At 58.6% G+C, this 21,024-nt stretch carries 16 protein-coding genes; 13 read left to right on the top strand and 3 right to left on the bottom strand.

What is annotated here, in order from left to right; genetic code table 11:
- Positions 1-36 precede the first annotated feature (36 nt).
- The 5 genes from P346_RS05260 to ppnP all read left to right on the top strand — a co-directional run bounded on the left by P346_RS05260 (position 37) and on the right by ppnP (position 2,673).
- Positions 37-495 carry a YaiI/YqxD family protein gene (locus P346_RS05260; protein ID WP_010428006.1) on the top strand — a complete coding sequence of 153 codons (459 nt, stop codon included), beginning with the start codon at positions 37-39 and terminating at the stop codon, positions 493-495.
- Positions 496-638: 143 nt separating this feature from the next.
- On the top strand, positions 639-1,163 hold the full coding sequence (gene aroL, locus P346_RS05265; RefSeq protein ID WP_029739752.1) for a shikimate kinase AroL: 525 nt from the start codon (positions 639-641) through the stop codon (positions 1,161-1,163).
- A 44-nt stretch (positions 1,164-1,207) separates the two neighbouring features.
- The gene (gene yaiA, locus P346_RS05270) at positions 1,208-1,399 is read left to right on the top strand and encodes a protein YaiA (protein ID WP_032661588.1); all 192 of its coding nucleotides are present in this window, start codon (positions 1,208-1,210) and stop codon (positions 1,397-1,399) included.
- Positions 1,400-1,636: 237 nt separating this feature from the next.
- Positions 1,637-2,314 (top strand): AroM family protein, encoded by a 678-nt coding sequence (locus P346_RS05275; RefSeq protein ID WP_032661586.1) that lies wholly within the window; start codon positions 1,637-1,639, stop codon positions 2,312-2,314.
- Between the two features lie 71 nt (positions 2,315-2,385).
- A complete protein-coding gene (gene ppnP, locus P346_RS05280; protein ID WP_008503270.1) occupies positions 2,386-2,673 on the top strand; it encodes a pyrimidine/purine nucleoside phosphorylase in 288 nt (95 codons plus the stop codon).
- 48 nt (positions 2,674-2,721) lie between these two features.
- Here the strand turns inward: ppnP and rdgC are convergent, their stop codons facing one another.
- Entirely contained in the window at positions 2,722-3,636 is a 915-nt protein-coding gene (gene rdgC / locus P346_RS05285) for a recombination-associated protein RdgC (RefSeq protein ID WP_023310540.1), read from the bottom strand.
- 123 nt (positions 3,637-3,759) lie between these two features.
- On the opposite strand from rdgC, the gene mak reads away from it, so the two are divergent.
- Positions 3,760-4,665, top strand: coding sequence for a fructokinase (mak, locus tag P346_RS05290; protein WP_032661583.1), 906 nt, complete (start codon positions 3,760-3,762; stop codon positions 4,663-4,665).
- A 179-nt stretch (positions 4,666-4,844) separates the two neighbouring features.
- Here mak and sbcC read toward each other — a convergent pair whose 3' ends face one another.
- Together sbcC and sbcD are read right to left on the bottom strand one after the other, a co-directional pair.
- Complete coding sequence (sbcC, locus tag P346_RS05295; RefSeq protein WP_032661581.1) at positions 4,845-7,976, bottom strand: exonuclease subunit SbcC; 3,132 nt, start codon at positions 7,974-7,976, stop codon at positions 4,845-4,847.
- Positions 7,973-9,178 (bottom strand): exonuclease subunit SbcD, encoded by a 1,206-nt coding sequence (gene sbcD, locus P346_RS05300; protein WP_032661578.1) that lies wholly within the window; start codon positions 9,176-9,178, stop codon positions 7,973-7,975. The genes sbcC and sbcD overlap by 4 nt, the downstream gene beginning before the upstream one ends.
- Positions 9,179-9,365: 187 nt before the next feature.
- Here sbcD and phoB point away from each other — a divergent pair, with 187 nt between their 5' ends.
- The 7 genes from phoB (at position 9,366) to P346_RS05335 (ending at position 20,993) form a co-directional block, all read left to right on the top strand.
- Entirely contained in the window at positions 9,366-10,055 is a 690-nt protein-coding gene (gene phoB / locus P346_RS05305) for a phosphate response regulator transcription factor PhoB (protein WP_008503265.1), read from the top strand.
- A 21-nt stretch (positions 10,056-10,076) separates the two neighbouring features.
- A complete protein-coding gene (gene phoR, locus P346_RS05310) occupies positions 10,077-11,372 on the top strand; it encodes a phosphate regulon sensor histidine kinase PhoR (RefSeq protein WP_032661575.1) in 1,296 nt (431 codons plus the stop codon).
- A 409-nt stretch (positions 11,373-11,781) separates the two neighbouring features.
- Positions 11,782-13,101, top strand: a complete 1,320-nt coding sequence (brnQ, locus tag P346_RS05315; protein ID WP_032661573.1) for a branched-chain amino acid transporter carrier protein BrnQ — start codon at positions 11,782-11,784, stop codon at positions 13,099-13,101.
- 80 nt (positions 13,102-13,181) lie between these two features.
- Positions 13,182-14,555, top strand: a complete 1,374-nt coding sequence (gene proY / locus P346_RS05320) for a proline-specific permease ProY (protein ID WP_032661570.1) — start codon at positions 13,182-13,184, stop codon at positions 14,553-14,555.
- Positions 14,556-15,089: 534 nt separating this feature from the next.
- Positions 15,090-16,907 carry a maltodextrin glucosidase gene (malZ, locus tag P346_RS05325; protein WP_032661567.1) on the top strand — a complete coding sequence of 606 codons (1,818 nt, stop codon included), beginning with the start codon at positions 15,090-15,092 and terminating at the stop codon, positions 16,905-16,907.
- Positions 16,908-16,995: 88 nt separating this feature from the next.
- Positions 16,996-19,611 (top strand): DUF2339 domain-containing protein, encoded by a 2,616-nt coding sequence (locus tag P346_RS05330; RefSeq protein ID WP_032661565.1) that lies wholly within the window; start codon positions 16,996-16,998, stop codon positions 19,609-19,611.
- On the top strand, positions 19,608-20,993 hold the full coding sequence (locus tag P346_RS05335) for a DUF3999 domain-containing protein (protein WP_032661562.1): 1,386 nt from the start codon (positions 19,608-19,610) through the stop codon (positions 20,991-20,993). Before P346_RS05330 ends, P346_RS05335 begins: the two co-directional genes overlap by 4 nt.
- The last annotated feature ends 31 nt before the right edge of the window (positions 20,994-21,024 follow it).

Below are 21,024 nucleotides of genomic sequence, written 5' to 3'. Positions count from 1 at the left end.
CGACAATAGTCGGCAGAGTCATTATGGGGAGACAATATGGCGATTTGGGTTGATGCGGACGCGTGTCCGAACGTGATTAAAGAGATTTTATTTCGCGCCGCCGAGCGCGTTCAGATGCCGCTGACGCTGGTGGCGAACCAGAATATCCGCGTACCGCCTTCGCGGTTCATCCGCTCTTTGCGCGTGCCGGCCGGGTTCGACGTGGCGGATAACGAAATTGTTCGCCTGTGCAGCGCGGAGGATCTGGTGATCACGGCGGATATCCCGCTGGCTGCCGAAGTGCTGGAGAAAGGGGCGGCGGCGCTTAATCCGCGCGGGGAGCGTTACTCGCCTTCGACCATTCGGGAAAAGCTCACCATGCGCGATTTTATGGATACGATGCGGGCCAGCGGCGTGCAGACCGGTGGACCGGACAGCCTCTCCCAGCGCGACCGTCAGCAGTTTGCTGCCGAACTGGATAAATGGCTGCTGGAAGTGAAGCGCCGCACTGCGTAATGATAATTATTGTCAATTTGTGGTACAGTGTGGCCTCCACAGGGTTGTCATCCCGTACCGCTTTGCAGTAAAGTAATCGCAACATCTTCTGCAATTATTTCTTTACACTCTTCAGCCATTCGGCATCAAGGGGAACACCTGGCATGACCCAACCCATCTTTTTAGTTGGCCCCCGCGGCTGTGGGAAAACCACCGTTGGCCTGGAGCTGGCACGCGTGTGTCATCGCCAGTTCGTTGATACCGACCACTGGCTGCAAACCGAGGCCGGAAAAACCATCGCTGAGATCGTTGAGCAAGAGGGATGGGAGAGCTTTCGCGCGCGCGAAACCGCCGCGCTGAAAGCGGTCACTACCCCGTCAGCCGTGATCGCGACCGGCGGTGGTATTGTTCTGGCGGAGTGTAATCGCCACTTTATGCGCGAAAAGGGGATTGTGATTTATCTCAGCGCGCCGGTGTCGGCTCTGGTAGGGCGTCTGGAAGCTTTTCCGGAAGAGGGGCAACGTCCCGCGCTGACCTCCAGGCCGCTCAGCGAAGAGGTGAGTGAAGTGCTGGCCGAACGCGATGCGCTATACCGCGAAGCGGCTCACCACGTGGTGGATGCGTCAGCCTCTCCCGAAGACGTTGTGATTCAGATTATTACCGCCCTGCGTTTGGCTTGTGCCAGCTAACCGGCGTCTATACTTATAGCTCAGACATAAAAAAAGGATGAGCTATGCCAACCAGACCTCCCTATCCGCGTGAAGCGCGCATTGTTACCGTTGAAAAAGGCCATACGGGTCATACCGTGACCTGGTATCAACTGCGTGCCGATCACCCCAAGCCGGACTCGCTGATCAGTGAACACGAGACTGAACAGGAAGCGCTGGACGCGAAACGGCGCTACGAAGATCCCGATAAAACCTGAATGTTTTCCTAAACGCTCCAATATCGTGCCTGAATCACACTTTTTACTCATCGGAAAAGTTAAGCAGGAGTTAATATTTAGTTATTACAAGTAACTCCGGTATCGGCAGGCGATCTTTACATTTCGATGTCGGGATCACCTGCTACGCTTGGTGCTGTTTTGTTGAAAAAATGAACTGTGCAGCGTAGTGAGCCTGTACCTGTGTGCACGATGTTGGAGTAATGGAAGGCGATCAAGATGAAGGCAACGTTGGCGATCCTCACCATTGGTGTGGTCCCTGTAAGCGAAGTGTTACCGCTCTTAACCGAGCATGTATCTGAACAACAGATAACGCATCTTAGCCTGCTGGGGAAGATGAGTCGGGAAGAGGTCATGGAAGACTACGCTGTCGAGGCGGGGGAGGATCCCCTGGCGACGTTATTAAGCGACGGTAAACTGGCGCATGTTTCACGGCAGAAAATCGAGCGCTCGCTGCAGGGCGTGATTGAAGTGCTCGATAATCAAGGTTATGACGTTATTTTGCTGATGAGTACCGCGCCCATTAAGGGCCTCACTGCGCGTAATGCGATTTTGCTGGAGCCGATGCGGATCATTCCACCGCTGGTGGCCTCCATCGTGGATGGTCATCAGGTGGGGGTGATTGTGCCCATTGAGGAGCTCATGGATAACCAGGAGGCAAAGTGGCACGTGCTGGAAAAAGTGCCCTTGTACGCGCTGGCAAATCCGTTCTGGGACAGTGAGGCCAAGCTCATAGCTGCCGGGAAGGAACTGCTTGAGAGAGGGGCAGATGTCTTGATCCTCGACTGCCTCGGTTTCCACCAGCATCATCGTGATCTGCTGCAAAAAGCGCTGGATGTCCCCGTGCTGTTATCCAACGTTCTGATGGCCCGCCTGGCCTCGGAACTCCTCGTGTAATGATTTTGCGTGACAGGTGATGAGCATGGCCCCTATAGTGAATTTTTATCTATAAATATAAGGGCCAGTTCATGCTTCAAAGTAACGAATACTTTTCCGGTAAAGTGAAATCCATTGGTTTTACCAGCAGCAGCACTGGTCGCGCCAGTGTCGGCGTTATGGCGGAAGGGGAATACACCTTTGGCACGGCGGAAGCTGAAGAAATGACGGTCGTCAGCGGGGCGCTGAACGTCTTACTGCCGGGTGAAACGGAATGGAAAGTTTACGCTGCCGGGCAAGTTTTCAACGTCCCTGGCCACAGCGAGTTCCATTTGCAGGTCGCTGAACCTACCTCTTATCTGTGCCGCTACCTGAAATAAAAAATAAGCCGGGTGGCGCTCACGCTTACCCGGCCTACGTTTTGCCTGTTATCTCTGCGCTTCGCCGCCGAGACCTTCCACCAGATTCTGAATCAACGCGGCCAGCTCGCCGGTCATCAGGATGAAGTCCGCGTCAAAGCGCTGGGCGTAATCTTCTCTGTCGATATCTTCGTTCTGATCGCGCAGCTCGTCGCAGAACTTCAGTCGCTTCACGGAGCCGTCGTCGCACATCACGAACTGAATACGCTGCTGCCAGTCGAGCGCCAGTTTAGTGACCACTTTGCCCGCTTCGATATGTACGGCGATTTCGTCGCTCACCAGATCCTGCTTCTTCGCGCGGATCACGCCGCCATCTTCCAGCAGGGCTTTCAGCTCTGCTTCATCAAGGATCTGGAAACCCTGTGCAGCAGCACCGCTGCGTACCCATTCGGTCAACGTCAGCTCGATCGGCGTTTCAAGCGCCAGCGGAACGACCGGTAAAGATCCGATGCTTTTACGCAGCAGGGCCAGCGTATCTTCTGCTTTCTTGGCGCTGGCGCAGTCCACCATGATCAGTCCGTTGACGGTGTCGATCCACATCATGGTCTGGCTGAAGCGGCTGAAGGCGCGCGGCAGCAGGGAGTGCAGCACTTCGTCTTTCAGCGAATCTTTCTCGGTCTTTTTCAGCTTGCGGCCCTGTTCGGCTTCCAGCTTGAAAATTTTCGCTTCGAGCGCCTGCTTGACGACCGGCGTCGGCAGAATTTTCTCTTCTTTACGAGCGCAGACGATGATTTGACCCGTGCTGCTGGCGTGGGTCAGTGCATCGCTTTGTGAACCCATTGGCGGAACCCAGCCGGTTTTCGCCATATCCTGGCTACCGCAAGGGGAAAAGGTATAAGCGGCTAACTGTTTTTCCATCTCTTCTGCACGCAGCGAAACGTCGCGGCTGAGACGGTAAACCATCAAATTTTTGAACCACAGCATGATAATTTCCACGGCCTTGTCGTTAAATCAGCGGGCATGATAACGAATTGTCGCATCGCTTGCATTGCTAATCGGGAAGCGTGCTTCTACTCTGTTGATAATCAAAATAATGAGGAGAGTCTTGTGCGTATTGGGATCGATTTGGGCGGCACCAAAACAGAAGTCATCGCACTGAGCGAGCAGGGGGAGCAGCTGTTCCGCCACCGTCTGCCGACGCCGCGCGATGATTATCACCAGACTATCGAGACGATTGCCAGCCTGGTTGAGATGGCAGAGCAGGCGACAGGGCAAACCGGCAGCGTCGGGATGGGGATCCCGGGGTCGATCTCGCCTTATACCGGGGTGGTTAAAAATGCCAACTCCACCTGGCTCAACGGTCAGCCGTTTGATAAAGATTTGAGCCAACGTCTGAACCGGGAAGTGCGTCTGGCCAACGACGCCAACTGTCTGGCAGTGTCTGAGGCCATCGACGGCGCGGCGGCCGGTGCTCAGACCGTGTTTGCCGTGATCGTCGGTACCGGCTGCGGAGCGGGCGTGGCGTTCGGCGGGCGCGCCCATATCGGCGGCAACGGCACCGCGGGCGAGTGGGGACACAACCCGCTGCCGTGGATGGATGAAGACGAGCTTAAATACCGCGCTGAGGTGCCGTGCTACTGCGGAAAGCAGGGCTGTATTGAGACGTTTATCTCCGGCACCGGTTTTGCGACCGACTACCACCGCCTGAGCGGGCAGCCGCTCAGGGGCAACGAGATTATGCGTCTGGTCGAAGAGCAGGATCCGGTCGCCGAGCTGGCCCTTAGCCGCTACGAAATGCGGCTGGCGAAATCCCTCGCGCACGTGGTGAATATTCTCGATCCGGACGTGATTGTGCTCGGCGGCGGCATGAGCAACGTCGACCGGCTGTACACCACGGTACCGAACCTGGTGAAACAGTGGGTGTTCGGCGGCGAGTGCGAAACACCGATCCGCAAAGCTCTTCACGGTGACTCCAGCGGCGTGCGCGGCGCGGCGTGGTTGTGGCCGGAATAAACGCAAAACGGCAACTTGCGCTGCCGTTTTTGATGTTTGTACTCTCTCCCCGTGGGAGAGGGCCAGGGTGAGGCAAGGTAAAAGCAAAACAGCAACGCAAGTTGCTGTTTTTGGTGTTTTTACCCTCTCCCTGTGGGAGAGGGCCAGGGTGAGGGCATCAGACCGCACCGACCTACCATTCAGCCCACCGCAAATTCCTTATCCAGCCTGCTATAACCCAGCCCGTTAATCTTCTTCACCTTGATCTGCACCGGAATGCGCTCTTTCATCGCCTCAACGTGGCTGATCACGCCGATGGTTTTCCCGGTGGCGTTCAGCGCGTCGAGCGCATCCAGCGCGGTATCCAGCGTTTCACTGTCGAGCGTGCCGAACCCTTCATCCAGGAACAGGGAATCGATCCGCGTCTTATGACTCACCAGGTCGGAAAGGGCCAGCGCCAGCGCCAGGCTGACCAGGAAGCTTTCGCCGCCCGAGAGTGTGCGGGTATCGCGCACCGCGTCCGCCTGCCACGTATCGACCACTTCCAGCTCCAGCGCGTCGCTGGCCTTACGCTGCAGCAGATAACGCCCGTGCAGACGGTTAAGCTGCTGGTTAGCAAGCCAGACGAGATTGTCCAGAGTCAGCCCCTGCGCGAATTTACGGAACTTGTCGCCGGTGCTGGAGCCGATCAGCGCGTTCAGATAACCCCAGTCGTCCGCCTGGCGCGCGGCCTCTTCAATCTGCTGCATCAACGCCAGCTGGTGCTGACGGTTATCGCTGTCCTGCTTAAGCTGCTGGCGGATCTCGCCCTGATGCGTCGTGTTCTCGCGAAGCCGTTGCGCCAGCTGCTGCAGCTGGCTTTGCAGCGCAGGAGCATCTGCGTTGAGCCCTTCCGGCCGCAGCGCCAGATGAGCCTGCAGCTGCTGATTAGCCTGCCCGCAAAGGGCCGCAGCCTGCTGTATCTGGTTTTCCAGCGACTGCTTCAGCTGCTCGAGGCGACGAATAGCGTCGTCATCCAGCAGGGCGGCAAGGAACGCGTCCCGATCGGCAAAGCAGCTCGCTGCGAGCGCCGCGGTGAACTGCGTCTGGGACTGCTGCAGTCGCTCTTGCTCCAGCTTTTCCTGCTGCTGCTGCGCGGTGAGCTGGCTTTGTAGCGACACGCATTCGTCGTGCACGTCGCGCCAGCCGTCCGGAATGGCCGGTTCGGCCTCTTCGCTGTGCGTGTCCGGAAGCGTGTCGAGCAGCGGCTTCAATGCGTTTATGCGTTCCAGAAGCACGCCGTGCTGCGTTTGTTTCTCCTGCCACTGCGCGAATTCCGCTTCGCGGGCGTGCAGCCAGGCGGCTTCATTACCGTCTTCCGGTACGTTAAGCGATAGCGAGAGCAGGGTGTGTTCCAGCGCCTGGCGCGCGGCCGTCAGCTGCTGCTGATGCTGTCGCTCCTGCACTTCCTGCTCGTTCAGCTGGTTTTGCAGGGTCAGACGCTGGTTGAGCTGATAGAGCTGGCGCTCGTACTGTTCCTGCTCGTTCATCCATGGCGCGATATCTTCCTGAATATTCAACGCGATGTTCAGGGAAGCGCAGGCTTCCATCCACTCTTTAGTGAGCGCTTGCTCTTCCTGAGAGAGAGTCTGCGCTTCGTCTGTCTCGCGCTGGATCTGCTGCGTCAGGGCATGAACCTGTCCCAGCACCAGCAGGCCTTCCTCTTTAAGCGCGGCGACCTCTTTTTCCAGGGCATCGCGGCGGCGCTGGTTATCCGTAAGCTCAAGAGACTGGTATTGCTCAACGGCGGGATGCTCGCTGGAGCCACAAAGCGGACAGGGTTTGCCCGCCTCAAGCCGGGAACGATAGCTTTCCAGGTCTTTAATCGTCGCTTCACGTTCGCACAGGGCCTTCAGGTCCAGATAGTGCTGGTGTTTCTCTTTGTACTGCTGGCGGCGCAGCGTCAGCGTTTCATTAAGTTTATTTTGATCGGCCTGGGCCTTCTGCACGCTTTCGCCGCTCTGGCGCAGGCGCTTTTGCAGCGGCTGATAGCGGGCATGCAGCGACGTTAGCCGCTGGCGCAGCGTGCGTGACCGGGACTGCTGCTCCATGGCCGCGCTGACCTCATCCGCCGTCAGGGTCAGCGCATTTTCCGGCATCTCAGCCAGCCTGTTGCGTAATTCACTCATCCGCGCAGCAAGCGAGGCTAACTGCGTTTTGTCGCGGTTAAGCTGCGAGAACTGGGCACGCCAGCCGGCAATCTCCTGTCCCAGCAGGCGATAGCGCTCGTGCTCCGCCAGCCACTGCGCCAGCGCCGTCAGTTCGGTCTGAAGATGCTCATGATTCCGCTTGGCGGTATGACGGATCCGCGCGCGCAGCGCGGTTTTGGCTTGTAAGCGAGTATTTACTTCGATAATTCGCTGCTGGGTTTGCGTCAGACGCGCGGTTTGCTCCTGCTGGTGCTCCCAAAGCGGTCGAAGCTGGGCGGCGGGCAGTGCGAGCTGGAGCTTTGCCAGCTCCGGCGCAGCGTTCGTCAGCGCCTGCTGCGCCTGCTGCTGCATCGCGGTGACGCGCTGGTGCTCAAGTACGAGCTCATCATGGCGCGTAAGCCACTGAAAATCTTTCTGTTGGCTTTGCTGCTGAACCAGCAGGATTTTCTCTTCGTCAGTAAGCGCCTGCAAACTTTGCTGCAACTGCTGCTGTTGCTCTTCGCTCAACAGCACGACGCCCGCCGCCTGCGCCTCGCATTTTTCAAGCACGCTGCGGGCGGCTTTGTGTTTCTCAAACACCATGGCGGAAATCTGGCCGTAGATCTCGGTGCCGGTCAGCTCTTCCAGCAGCTCGGCACGATCGCTCGGCCTGGCATTAAGGAAGGCGGCAAACTGCCCCTGTGAGAGCAGCATGGAGCGGGTAAAGCGGCCATAGTCCAGCCCGGTGAGCGCAGCGGTTTGCTCCAGTTTATCCGTCACTTTATCGGCCAGAATTTTGCCATCTTCGCAGCGCGCCAGCTCCACGCGCGGCGCCTGCAGGTTTCCGTCCGGCTGGTTGCGCGCCCGGTTCTGGCTCCAGAAGGCGCGGTAGGCGGTGCCTTTTACCTCGAATTCCACTTCCGCCAGGCACTCGGCGGTGTCGCGCGTCATCAGGTCGTTTTGCGCCTGAGAAACCTTCTGCAGTCGCGGCGTTTCGTGATAAAGCGCCAGACAGATGGCGTCAAGCAGGGTGGTTTTACCTGCCCCGGTCGCGCCGGTGATGGCAAACAGACCGTTGCTGGCAAACGGCTCCGCGGTAAAGTCAATTTTCCACTCGCCCTTAAGGGAGTTGAGATTTTTCAGGCGCAGGCTCAAAATTTTCATGCGTTTTCTTCCTCATCATTGAGCGCATGCAGGGTATGGCTGAACAGTTCGCTGAGTCTTGCGCGCTTCGCGTCGTCAATTTCCTCCTGCGAGAGCCTGCGTTCAAACACTTCTTCAACCCGCAGCTCACTGAGCGTTTCGCGTTGAGCGCTTAACAGAATTTTCTCGCGCTGCTCGCGGCTGCGGCGAACCAGTAAGACTTCGACGGGCAAATCTTCCGTCAGCACCTGAATTTTTCGCTGCATATCGTGCAGATAGTCATCGGTGGTGATTTCGATATCCAGCCAGACGGGCGGGTTAAGCGCCGCACCGCGCCACTGCTCAAGCTGGGCGGTAATGGCGTCGAGATCGCCCTTAAGCACCGCCAGCTGCTGGGTGACGGGCACCTCCAGCGTCTCTACCGCGCTGAGTTTACCGTCGGAGAAGCTCACCAGATGGACGGATTTGGCTTTGCCCGTTTCGTCAAAGCTGAGCGAAAGAGGCGAGCCGCAGTAGCGGATATGCTCGCTGCCGCCGACGATCTGCGCCCGGTGTATATGCCCGAGCGCAATGTAGTCGGCTGGCGGGAAGTTTTGCGCCGGAAAGGCGTCCAGCGTGCCGATATAGATGTCACGTACCGCGTCACTTTTACTGGCCCCGACGGTGGTGAGATGCCCGGTCGCAATCACCGGAATCGGCTGGTCGCCGCGCAGGGCGCAGGCATCGGCGTGCTGCTGGTGATAATAAGCGGTGATGGCCTGCAGGAGATGCTGCTGCTTTTCCGCACCCGACAGCCCCGCCTGGCTTTGCACTATGTCGCGCGGCCGTAAAAAGGGAATGGGGCACAGCACCGCCCCCGGCGTGCCGTCGCGTTTTTTCAGGATCTGCGGGGAGTGCCCGGCGCTGGCGACGACGGTGGTATTGAGAAATGCCAGGATGTCGCGGGATTCATTGAGCGTCGCGACGGAATCATGGTTGCCGGCGACAATCACCAGATGACAGCCGGTTTGCTGCAAATTCACCACGAAGCGGTTGTACAGTTCACGCGCATAGCTGGGGGGCGAGCCGGTATCAAAGATGTCACCCGCTACAATAATCGCGTCCACCTCGTGCGTCCGGGCCGTTTCCAGCAGCCAGTTCAGGAACGCTTCATGTTCAGCCGCACGGCTTTTGCTGTAAAAATTTTGACCCAGATGCCAGTCCGAGGTGTGAAGTATGCGCATAGCTGATCCGTGGCAAAAAAGAGAAAGCAGGATTATAAACGTTCAGAGACGGGAAAATAACCGCTGTAATAAAACAACGGTTTGCCTGTTATCGTGGTACTGTTTTTCATAAATCTGTCATAAATCTGACGCATAATGGCGCCGAATTACAAACTTGTAACTTAAATAAGATAAGACAGGGCAAAGTATGGCGAGACGTATTCTGGTCGTAGAAGATGAAGCTCCAATTCGTGAAATGGTGTGCTTCGTGCTTGAGCAAAACGGCTTCCAGCCGGTTGAAGCGGAAGATTATGACAGCGCAGTGAACCAGCTGAATGAACCCTGGCCCGATCTGATTCTGCTGGACTGGATGTTGCCCGGTGGCTCCGGACTGCAGTTTATCAAACACCTGAAGCGTGAGGCGCTGACCCGCGACATCCCGGTTGTGATGCTTACGGCGCGCGGAGAAGAAGAGGATCGCGTTCGCGGTCTGGAGACCGGCGCGGACGATTACATTACTAAACCGTTCTCCCCAAAAGAGCTGGTTGCCCGCATTAAAGCCGTGATGCGCCGAATTTCGCCGATGGCGGTGGAAGAGGTGATTGAGATGCAGGGGCTGAGCCTTGACCCCACCTCACACCGCGTGATGACCGGTGAAAATCCCCTCGACATGGGGCCTACCGAATTTAAACTCCTGCACTTCTTTATGACCCACCCGGAACGCGTTTACAGCCGCGAGCAGTTGCTGAATAACGTCTGGGGAACTAACGTGTATGTCGAAGACCGGACGGTTGACGTACATATTCGCCGCCTGCGAAAAGCACTGGAACTGAGCGGCCACGATCGCATGGTGCAGACGGTCCGCGGCACGGGTTATCGTTTTTCTACCCGTTTCTGAACAATGACAGGAGTGTGACGCGTGCTGGAACGTCTGTCATGGAAAAGGCTCGTCTTTGAACTGATCTTATGCTGTATTCCGGCCTTCCTTCTGGGGGCCTTTCTTGGACACCTGCCGTGGTTTCTGCTGGCGTCGGTCACCGGGCTGCTGATCTGGCATTTCTGGAACCTGCTGCGCCTCTCCTGGTGGCTGTGGGTTGACCGAAGTATGACGCCGCCGCCGGGAAGCGGCAGCTGGGAGCCGCTGCTGTACGGTCTGCATCAGATGCAGATGCGTAATAAAAAGCGTCGCCGCGAGCTGGGAAGCCTGATTAAGCGTTTTCGCAGCGGTGCAGAGTCGCTGCCGGATGCCGTTATTCTGACGACCGAAGAAGGGACGATCTTCTGGTGTAACGGCCTTGCGCAACAGCTGCTGGGCCTGCGCTGGCCCGATGATAATGGTCAGAATATCCTCAACCTTCTGCGCTATCCCGAGTTCACGCTGTATCTGAAAAAACGTGATTTTACCCGCCCGCATAATCTGAAGCTCAATAATGGTCGCCATCTGGAAATCCGCGTGATGCCCTACAGCGATAAGCAGTGGCTAATGGTGGCGCGCGATGTTACCCAGATGCACCAGCTGGAAGGGGCGCGTCGCAACTTCTTCGCCAACGTCAGTCACGAACTGCGTACCCCGCTGACCGTGCTTCAGGGCTACCTGGAGATGATGCAGGAGCAAACGCTTGAAGGCGCGCCGCGTGAAAAAGCGCTGCACACCATGCGCGAGCAAACGCACCGGATGGAAGGGCTGGTGAAGCAGCTGCTGACGCTCTCGAAGATTGAAGCGGCGCCAACGCTCGCGCTAAATGAGACCATTGATGTCCCGATGATGCTGCGGGTCGTTGAGCGTGAAGCGCAGACGCTAAGCCACAAAAAGCATCACTTGACCTTTGAGGTCGACAATACGCTGAAGGTGCTGGGCAGCGAAGATGAACTGCGTAGCGCCATTTCCAACCTGGTGTATAACGCGGTGAATCATACGCCGGAGGGAACGGATATCGTGGTGCGCTGGCATCATACCCCAACGGGGGCTGAGTTTAGCGTGGAAGACAACGGGCCGGGAATTGCGCCTGAGCATATTCCGCGCCTGACCGAGCGCTTTTACCGTGTGGATAAAGCGCGCTCCCGGCAGACAGGCGGAAGCGGCCTGGGGCTGGCGATTGTGAAACACGCGGTAAATCACCATGAAAGCCGTCTCGATATTCAGAGCACGCTGGGTAAAGGAACCCGTTTCAGCTTCGTTATTCCGGAACGATTAATTGCCAAAAAGATCGCCTGACGGCAGGCGTGTCATTTTACCTTTCCACGGGTCAGCGTCAGCTGGCCCGTTTGCTTTGCAGTCAAGCGAAACGCGGATGAATTTTATACGGCTGGCTGTTTTTTGTTCGCATGATTAGCCATGGGTTTTTCTTATAAATAGCGTATTGTTCTGAGGTGTATTTTCATGCTGGCATATTGTTCTGGTTTTACGATCCCACCTTGCCTTTAAACGTTATAAGCGTTTAAATTGCGCCCCAGATACTGTCAGACCGACTGTATTTGCGTGGTAAATCGAAAAACTATTCTTCTCCACGCCAGGACGGGAGCATTTCCCGCTGAAATTGAGCAAATTTTCGGCTGTATCGTCCCGTCAGGGATATCGAAAATCTCAATGTTTTCAACACCACATCCACAGGCAGTAAGGTTTTATGACCCATCACTTAAAATCGCGTGACATCATCGCGCTGGGCTTTATGACATTTGCGCTGTTCGTTGGCGCAGGCAACATCATTTTCCCTCCAATGGTTGGCTTACAGGCGGGTGAACACGTCTGGACCGCCGCGTTTGGTTTCCTGATTACTGCCGTGGGTCTGCCGGTTCTGACCGTCATCGCGCTGGCGAAAGTCGGCGGCGGTGTGGATAGCCTCAGCACCCCGATTGGCAAAGTGGCGGGCGTTCTGCTGGCAACCGTCTGCTATCTGGCCGTTGGCCCGCTGTTTGCGACCCCGCGTACGGCAACCGTGTCCTTCGAAGTGGGTATTGCTCCCCTGAGCGGTGACGGTGCGATGCCGCTGTTTATCTACAGCCTGATCTACTTCGCAATCGTGATTCTGGTTTCCCTCTATCCGGGCAAGCTGCTGGATACCGTGGGTAACTTCCTGGCTCCGCTGAAAATTGTGGCGCTGATTGTTCTGGCGGTTGCGGCCATCGTCTGGCCAGCGGGCCCGATTAGCGACGCGATGGACGCCTATAAAAACGCCGCGTTCTCTAACGGCTTTGTGAACGGCTACCTGACGATGGATACGCTGGGCGCGATGGTGTTTGGTATCGTTATCGTTAACGCCGCGCGTTCCCGCGGTGTGACCGAAGCGCGCCTGCTGACCCGCTATACCATCTGGGCTGGCCTGATGGCCGGTGTGGGTCTGACGCTGCTCTATCTGGCGCTGTTCCGTCTGGGCTCCGACAGCGCCATGCTGGTTGACCAGAACGCCAACGGTGCGGCTATCCTGCACGCCTATGTTCAGCACACCTTCGGCGGTGCGGGCAGTATGCTGCTGGCAGCGCTGATTTTCCTGGCGTGTCTGGTGACGGCGGTTGGCCTGACCTGCGCCTGCGCAGAGTTCTTTGCGCAGTATCTGCCGCTCTCTTACCGCACCCTGGTGTTTATCCTCGGTATCTTCTCCATGGCGGTGTCCAACCTCGGTCTGAGCCACCTGATTCAGGTCTCGATTCCGGTGCTGACGGCGATTTATCCGCCGTGTATCGTGCTGGTGGTGCTGAGCTTTACTCGCCCGTGGTGGAACAACTCTTCACGAATTATTGCGCCAGCCATGTTTATCAGCCTGATTTTTGGTATCCTTGACGGGATTAAAGCATCAGCTTTCGCGCACATACTGCCGGCATGGACACAGCGTCTGCCGCTGTCCGAGCAGGGTCTGGCCTGGCTGATGCCTACCGTTGTTGCACTGGTTCTGGCGATTATCTGGGACCGTGCTGCAGGGCGTCAGGTCGCATCGAACGCTCATTAATCAACGGCAACAAACTGTTTAACCACGGGGCTTAAGGCCCCGTGGTTTTTTGTTTTTTCGTGTTGAATGGCAAGATTTAAATGGAAAGCACTAACAAACTTAAACGTGGATTGAGCACGCGCCACATCCGCTTTATGGCGCTGGGCTCTGCTATCGGCACCGGTCTTTTTTATGGCTCGGCAGATGCCATCAAAATGGCCGGTCCTAGCGTTCTGCTGGCGTACATCATCGGCGGCGTGGCGGCGTATATCATCATGCGCGCCCTCGGCGAAATGTCGGTTCACAACCCGTCCGCCAGCTCCTTCTCCCGCTATGCGCAGGAAAACCTCGGCCCGCTGGCCGGGTTTATCACCGGCTGGACCTACTGCTTTGAAATCCTGATTGTGGCGATTGCCGACGTGACCGCGTTTGGCATCTATATGGGCGTCTGGTTCCCGGCGGTGCCGCACTGGATTTGGGTGCTGAGCGTGGTGCTGATCATTTGCGCCGTCAACCTGATGAGCGTGAAGGTGTTTGGCGAGCTGGAGTTCTGGTTCTCCTTCTTTAAAGTCGCGACCATTATCATCATGATCCTCGCCGGTTTCGGCATCATCATCTGGGGAATCGGCAACGGCGGGCAGCCGACCGGCATCCATAACCTCTGGAGCAACGGGGGCTTCTTCAGCAACGGCTGGCTCGGGATGGTCATGTCGCTGCAGATGGTGATGTTCGCCTACGGCGGCATCGAGATTATCGGTATTACCGCCGGGGAAGCGAAAGATCCGGAGAAATCCATTCCGCGCGCCATCAACTCGGTGCCGATGCGTATTCTGGTGTTCTACGTGGGTACGCTGTTCGTGATTATGTCCATTTATCCGTGGAACCAGGTCGGCACCAACGGTAGCCCGTTTGTTCTGACCTTCCAGCATATGGGCATTGCCTTTGCGGCCAGCATTCTGAACTTTGTGGTGCTCACCGCGTCGCTCTCCGCGATCAACAGTGACGTCTTTGGTGTGGGCCGTATGCTGCACGGCATGGCGGAGCAGGGCAGCGCGCCGAAGGTGTTCGCCAAAACCTCACGCCGCGGCACGCCGTGGGTGACGGTAGTGGTCATGACCGTGGCGCTGCTGTTCTCGGTTTACCTGAACTACATCATGCCGGAGAACGTCTTCCTGGTGATCGCATCGCTGGCGACCTTCGCGACGGTGTGGGTGTGGATTATGATCCTGCTGTCGCAGATCGCGTTCCGCCGTCGTCTGTCGCCGGATGAGACGAAAGCGCTGAAGTTCAAAGTACCGGGCGGCGTTGCGACGACCGTCGTCGGGCTGATCTTCCTGATGTTTATCATTGGCCTGATTGGCTACCATCCGGATACCCGCATTTCCCTGTACGTGGGCTGCGCGTGGATTGTCCTGCTGCTGGTGGGCTGGGTGTTTAAATGCCGCCGCGACCGTCAGCTGGCGGAAGCGCAGTAATCTTTGTATTACTTGTTCCGTGGAAGGGGATTGCCAGGCAATTTTTAACCTGAAGCGATGCATGTGGTTTCAGGAAAGTGAATGGCTTACAGCGATGCCCTGGTCCGGCTGTAAATCGCCGAAGCGTTTCCGTAAGGCCGGGGCGAGGCGCAGGGATGCGCCGAGAGGGCGTGGCCTGCAGGGATGCAGGCTCATGCCCGACCCGATAGCCTGAAGGAATAAGCTGAGGGCACCGCGAAGCGGCGATTTACCGCCGGGAGCCCGGGTCGCCAGGGTGGTGGCGACTGAGCCACCCTGGCACGTTCACAGGCCATGGCATTACAGAGTAGCAAGGAACATGAAGTGAACGGAATTACCCCAATAGCCGCATGTTTCCCCCTCACCCCAGCCCTCTCCCTCAAGGGAGAGGGAGCCGTCCGTGCGGGCATTATTTCCTCCTCCCCCGTCCTCCTCCCCCAATAAATCACGTCATGGTGAGCTATCCTTAACCACCCTGTGGCAAGGTGACGTCAATTTCATCAGAGGGGATTCGTGATGTTAAACGCCTGGCACCTTCCGGTTGCCCCATTTGTTAAGCAAAACAAAGACAACCTTGTGATTACGCTCTGGCTGGCGGGGGAAAATCAGCCTGAACGCGTGACGCTCCGCGCCGAAATAGATAACGAAGAGACCGGGCTGAAAATGCACAGGCTGCGCAGCCAGCCGCAGCCGGGGATCACGGCGTGGCGGGCTAATATCGACCTGAATACTGGGCAGCCTCGCCGCCGTTACAGCTTTAAGCTTTTGTGGAATAACCGCCAGCTGTGGTTTACCCCGCAGGGGTTTAGCCGTTTCCCGCCCGCACGGCTGGAGCAGTTTGCGGTCGATTATCCGGATAACGGCCCGCAGTGGGTCAACGATCTGGTGTTTTACCAGATTTTCCCGGACCGTTTTGCGCGCAGCGAAAAGCGCACCGCGCAGCAGGATAAGGTTTATTACCACCACGCGGCGGGTCACGACGTCATTATGAAAGCGTGGGATGACCCGGTGACGGCGCAGGCTGGGGGATCGACCTTTTACGGCGGCGATCTCGACGGCATCAGCGAAAAGCTGCCGTACCTGAAAAAGCTCGGCGTGACGGCGCTGTATCTCAACCCGGTGTTTAAAGCCCCGAGCGTGCACAAATACGATACCGAAGATTATCGCCACGTTGACGCGCAGTTTGGTGGTGACGAGGCGCTGCTGCGCCTGCGTAAGAACACTCAAAACGAAGGCATGCGCCTGATTCTGGACGGCGTGTTCAACCACAGCGGAGATTCGCACGCCTGGTTTGATCGCCATAACCAGTCGATGGGCGGGGCATGTCATAACCCGGACTCGCCGCAGCGCGACTGGTACAGCTTTAACGAGGAGGGCCGTGCGCTGGACTGGCTGGGCTACGCGAGCCTGCCGAAGCTGGATTTCCAGTCGTCGACGCTCGTGAATGAAATCTACGGCGGCGAGGACAGCATCGTCCGTCACTGGCTAAAGGCGCCGTGGAATATGGACGGCTGGCGCCTGGACGTGGTGCATATGCTCGGTGAAGCGGGCGGGGCGCGGAATAACCTTCAGCACGTCGCCGGGATCGCGCGCTCGGCAAAAGCGGCCCAGCCGGAGGCGTTCGTCTTTGGCGAGCACTTTGGCGACGCGCGCCAGTGGCTGCAGAACGATGCGGAAGATGCGGCGATGAACTATCGCGGCTTTACCTTCCCGCTGTGGGGATTCCTCGCTAACACCGATATCTCCTACGATCCGAATCATATCGACGCTGAAACCTGCATGGCATGGATGGAGAACTATCGCGCCGGTCTTTCCCATCAGCAGCAGCTGCGGATGTTCAACCAGCTCGATAGCCACGATACCGCCCGCTTTAAATCCCTGCTCGGCAAGGATGTGGCGCGTCTGCCGCTGGCGGTGACCTGGCTCTTCACCTGGCCGGGCGTGCCGTGCATCTATTATGGAGACGAAGTGGGGCTGGACGGCAACAACGATCCGTTCTGCCGCAAAACCTTCCCGTGGGAGCCAGCGAAACAGGATAAGGTGCTGTTCAGCCTGTATCAGCGCCTGGCGAAGTTGCGTAAGCAAAGTCTCGCCCTGCGCTACGGCGGCTGTCAGGTGGTGTACGCCCACGATAACGTGGTGGTTTTTGCTCGCGTCTATAACCAGCAGCGCGTGCTGGTGGCGATCAACCGGGGCGAGGCCTGCGAAGTGGTGCTGGATGATTCACCGCTGCTGAAGGTGGCTGCGTGGAAGAGCAAAGAGGGCAAGGCGACGATACAGGACGGCGTGCTGGCGCTGCCTGCGGTATCTGCGACGATCTGGTTCGGCAGTTAAGACCTGCTGATGTTTCCACCTTTTAAGATGGCGCAAATGCAACTATTTGTGTCAATCTTAACGGATCGTTTACGGTGAAGGTGGAAACATGGACGAGCTTTACATCCTTGGCTGTTTGTTCCTGGTTTTTGCGCTGGTGGTGGCACCCGTGCTTGCGGTTATAGGCTTTAATCGAAGTACGGCGGCGCGACAGGAGATCGCCCGGCTACGCCAGCGCATTGAGGCGCTTGAGCAGCGCGGTGCGAATGAGATAGCGCCAGAGCCGGTGCAGTCTGCCGCTCCGGCGGTCGTGACCGCGCCGGTGGTTGAAGACGCTCCCGCGCCTGTCGACCCCTGGCGCCCCGATACTCCCGCTACCCTGGCAGAACCCGCTCCGGCCCCGACGCCAGCGGCAAAACAGCCTTCTGCCTTTGGCGGCATCCTGACGTCGCTGGCGCGCTGGTTTATGCAGGGTAACCCGCTGGCGAAGCTTGGGATCCTGCTGCTCTTCCTCGGTCTTTCATTCCTGCTGCGCTATACCGTGGAACATTCCCTGTTCCCGCTTGAGCTGCGCCTCGTGGCAACGGCGCTGTTTGCCATCGTTCTGCTGGCGGTCGGGTGGCGGCTGCGGCACAGGCAGCGTGTCTATGCGCTAATCCTCCAGGGCGGGGCGACCGGCGTGCTCTACCTGACGGTGTTTGGCGCATTCCGACTCTGGCAAATGCTGCCGATGACGCTGGCTTTTGCGCTTCTGGTGGTGATATGCGCGGCAAGCGTCGGGCTGGCGGTCCTGCAGAAGGCGCTGAGCCTTGCCATGCTGGCGAGCCTCGGTGGGTATCTTGCGCCGCTGCTCTTGTCTACCGGGGGCGGTAGCTTTGTGGCGCTGTTCTCTTTCTATCTCCTGCTTTCCATCGGCATTCTCGCTATCAGCATCTGGCAGCACTGGCGCGAGCTGAACCTGCTCGGGCTGCTGTTTACGTTCGGCGTGGGCGGCCTGTGGGGGCTGAATGACTACCAGCCTGAAGACTATTGGGTCTGCCAGCTGTTCCTGATTGCCAATACGCTGATATTCGGCGTCCTGAGCGTGGCGCTGTCGCTGCGGGCGCAGGAGAAAGGGAAGCAGATTATCGACGGCGTGCTGCTGTTTGCCCCGCCGCTGATCGGTTTCGGGATGCAGTACGGCATGACCCGGCACTGGGAATATGGCCCGGCCCTGAGCGCGCTGGGATACGGCGCATTTTATCTTACCCTCGCGTTCCTTGCGCTGCGGCGCTATCCCTCCATCGGACGACCGCTGGTCATGGCGGCGCTGGCCATCGGCGGCGGGTTCGCGACCCTCGCCATTCCGCTGGCGCTGTCGGCGCGCTGGACGGCGATGGCCTGGGCGCTGGAAGGGCTGGGTATCCTCTGGCTGGGCGTGCAGCAGCACCAGCGTCGCATGAGCTATAGCGGGACGGCGCTGCTGGTGCTGGCGCTCGGCAGCGCGCTGTGGGCGCAGACGAACGGCGTTACGTCGCTGAGCCTGCTGCTGATCTTCACCATCCTCAGCCTTTGCTGGCTGGCTGCGGCCCGGCTGTGGCGGACTCTCTTCCTGCCGGTCAGCCGGGCGCTGCTGGCCGGTGGTCTACTGTTCTGGCTCGTGGCGCTGTTGGGCGCATCGCGGCTGGTGCTGACGAAGGAATTACCCATTCTGGCGGGCGTGCTGGCGCTGACGGCGGCGTCGGTCTGGGGCTGGCGGCAGGTGGCTGCTCGTCTGGCGTGGCGGGAGCTGGATGCCAGTAAATGGCTGCTGTGGCCGGTTATGCTGCTGATGGTGGGTTATCAGCTCTGGCACCAGCAGATCGTTGCCGCCGGCTGGTCAAACCTCGCCTGGTGCGTTGCGCTTCCTGCCGCGCTGATGCTGTTGCGGCGCGACGGTGAAAGACTCCTGCCGCGCATCGCGATGGGGCTGCATTTGTCGCTGTTCTGGATGATTTTGCTGGCGCTGGCCGCTGAGCTTTACTGGTTTGCCTGGTCGTTGCCGTGGGGCATGGCGGCCTGGGGCAGCGGAGTAGCGATGGCAGCAGGCGGCGGGGTGATTATGGGGCTCTCTGCGGCAGTACGGCGTCGCGGGTGGCCGTTCCGGGAGTGGCCTGCGCTCTACGCCTGCCTGGCGCCGATCCCCGCGGTTGTGGCGCTGCTGGTATTGCTGGTTGTGACCAATTTCCAGGACGGCGTTGTCTATCGTCAGGCCTGGCTGCCGCTGGTAAACCCGCTTGAGGAAGGCGCGGCGTTTGCGCTGCTGGGGCTGGTCGTCTTTTATCGGGCTGTGGATCGCTACTACCCTGCGTGGCTCTCGCAGGCCCGACCGTGGCCTGCCGTAGCGATCATGGCATTTGGCTTCTGGTGGCTGAACGGCGCGCTGATGCGCACCCTGGCCTGGTACGGCGACGTGGCCTGGAATATGGCATCGCTGTGGGATTCGCGGCTTATCCAGACCAGCTTTGCCCTGTTCTGGATGCTGAGCGCGCTGGTGGTCATGATCCATGCCACCCGTCGGGCTTCCCGGCAGGAGTGGCTCTGCGGTGCCGCGCTGCTGGGCGTGGTGATGGTTAAACTGATGCTGGTGGACAGCGCGGGCGGAGGCGGTTTGTCGCGCGCGGTGGCGTTTATCGGCGTGGCGATACTGGTACTGATCGTGGGGTATTTCTCCCCGCTGCCGCCCAAAACAGGAGAAGAAAAATGAAATGGATGAAAGCGGTAGCCTGTACCGCGCTGCTGGCGCTTTCCGGCCCGGCGTTTTGCGACGAGGGACAAACGGAATCGCCCCGGGACTATGCTTTTGGTCTTTCGCTCGATACGTCTGTTCCTTCCCAGTGGTATCGGGTGATGCTGCCGCTCGCCGTCTATGAGCAAAGCACGTCGCCGGATCTGCATGATGTCCGCGTCTTTAATCAGTCGGGCGAGCCGGTTCCCTTTAGCCTGGTCAGCGCGACGCGTCCGCAGACGCCAGCGCAATCCACGGCGCTGCGCCTCTTTCCGCTGGACGCCTCGCCGCTTGCGGCTTCGCGAGGATCCGGTGACAGCGATAAGATCCTGCTCCGTTCCGGAAACGGCGTTGAGATTGTGCTGGAGGGGCAAAAAGCCGCCGCAGCCGGGCAACATTATCTGCTGACCCTGCCGGAGCAGGCGACGGGGGAGATGGCCATATCCCAGCTGCAGCTGCTCTGGAATACCCCTCAGACGCCGTGGCAGGGAACGGCGTCGGTCTATTACAGCGAGGATCTTAAACGCTGGTATACCCTGCGCGAGGATATGCCATTGCTGGACGTCGTCAGCGGCCAGGACCGTCTTAAGCTCGATCGGATAGATACCGATACGGTTTTATCTCCCGATGCGAATCGCTATCTCATGGTGGTGGTGAACGCGCAGAGCCAGGGGATAACCTTGACCGGCGTAAACGCAATCAGCGCACCTGCCCAGGCGGCCGCGGAAGCTATCGACCTTGAGGGGCAAGGGGAGCAGCTATCGACAAGCGAAGCACAGTGGCACTGGGCGCGCCCGCAGCCGCTGAGTGCTGTCAGCATCTCACTGAATGGCGATGGCGTCCTTCCCGTGGAGATCGCGTGGCGGAGTACGGAAAAAGACGCATGGCATCCTCTGAAGAAAGAGGTCCTTTACCGTCTTGAGGGAAAAGCGTCGCCACCGGTTTCGCTTCACGGGGGGCTGGTGCAGGCCGTGAAAATCACGACGCTGAATGCGCGTCTGCCAGAATATCTGCCGAGCGTCACGGGACATCGCGACCGCTATGACCTGGTGTTCAACGCTCAGGGGAAAGCGCCGTACGTGCTCGCCTGGGGCAACGGCGCCGCGAAGCCTGCCAGCGTGGAGCCCGGCATGCTGATCCCGGCCGACCTGCGCAAGACCTATGATATGGCGAACCTGCCGCAGGCCGACATTCAGGCTGATGTCGCGTTAGGCGGCCAGGAGCGTCTGACCGCTACCTCTGCGGCCGAGCGGGGGAGCAGGATGAACACGCTGCTGGTATGGGGCGTGCTGATTGCTGGGGTGATTCTGCTGGCGGGCATGGCCTGGCGCATCTGGCGAGAGACGCAGCGTAAGACATAAAAAAAGGCCCGCTTGTGCGGGCCTTTTTCGT

The organism is Enterobacter sp. DC1 (assembly GCF_000568075.1).
GTDB classification, from domain to species: domain Bacteria; phylum Pseudomonadota; class Gammaproteobacteria; order Enterobacterales; family Enterobacteriaceae; genus Enterobacter; species Enterobacter asburiae.
This window is presented reverse-complemented; position numbering and strand designations above follow the sequence as displayed.

What these genes read in the sequence shown, in the direction of transcription:
- rdgC (WP_023310540.1), bottom strand. Translation starts at nt 3,636, where the DNA reads ATGCTGTGGTTCAAAAATTTGATGGTTTACCGTCTCAGCCGCGACGTT.
- phoB (WP_008503265.1), top strand. Translation starts at nt 9,366, where the DNA reads ATGGCGAGACGTATTCTGGTCGTAGAAGATGAAGCTCCAATTCGTGAA.
- P346_RS05260 (WP_010428006.1), top strand. Translation starts at nt 37, where the DNA reads ATGGCGATTTGGGTTGATGCGGACGCGTGTCCGAACGTGATTAAAGAG.
- sbcD (WP_032661578.1), bottom strand. Translation starts at nt 9,178, where the DNA reads ATGCGCATACTTCACACCTCGGACTGGCATCTGGGTCAAAATTTTTAC.
- sbcC (WP_032661581.1), bottom strand. Translation starts at nt 7,976, where the DNA reads ATGAAAATTTTGAGCCTGCGCCTGAAAAATCTCAACTCCCTTAAGGGC.
- P346_RS05335 (WP_032661562.1), top strand. Translation starts at nt 19,608, where the DNA reads ATGAAATGGATGAAAGCGGTAGCCTGTACCGCGCTGCTGGCGCTTTCC.
- P346_RS05275 (WP_032661586.1), top strand. Translation starts at nt 1,637, where the DNA reads ATGAAGGCAACGTTGGCGATCCTCACCATTGGTGTGGTCCCTGTAAGC.
- malZ (WP_032661567.1), top strand. Translation starts at nt 15,090, where the DNA reads ATGTTAAACGCCTGGCACCTTCCGGTTGCCCCATTTGTTAAGCAAAAC.
- ppnP (WP_008503270.1), top strand. Translation starts at nt 2,386, where the DNA reads ATGCTTCAAAGTAACGAATACTTTTCCGGTAAAGTGAAATCCATTGGT.
- proY (WP_032661570.1), top strand. Translation starts at nt 13,182, where the DNA reads ATGGAAAGCACTAACAAACTTAAACGTGGATTGAGCACGCGCCACATC.
- yaiA (WP_032661588.1), top strand. Translation starts at nt 1,208, where the DNA reads ATGCCAACCAGACCTCCCTATCCGCGTGAAGCGCGCATTGTTACCGTT.
- P346_RS05330 (WP_032661565.1), top strand. Translation starts at nt 16,996, where the DNA reads ATGGACGAGCTTTACATCCTTGGCTGTTTGTTCCTGGTTTTTGCGCTG.
- aroL (WP_029739752.1), top strand. Translation starts at nt 639, where the DNA reads ATGACCCAACCCATCTTTTTAGTTGGCCCCCGCGGCTGTGGGAAAACC.
- brnQ (WP_032661573.1), top strand. Translation starts at nt 11,782, where the DNA reads ATGACCCATCACTTAAAATCGCGTGACATCATCGCGCTGGGCTTTATG.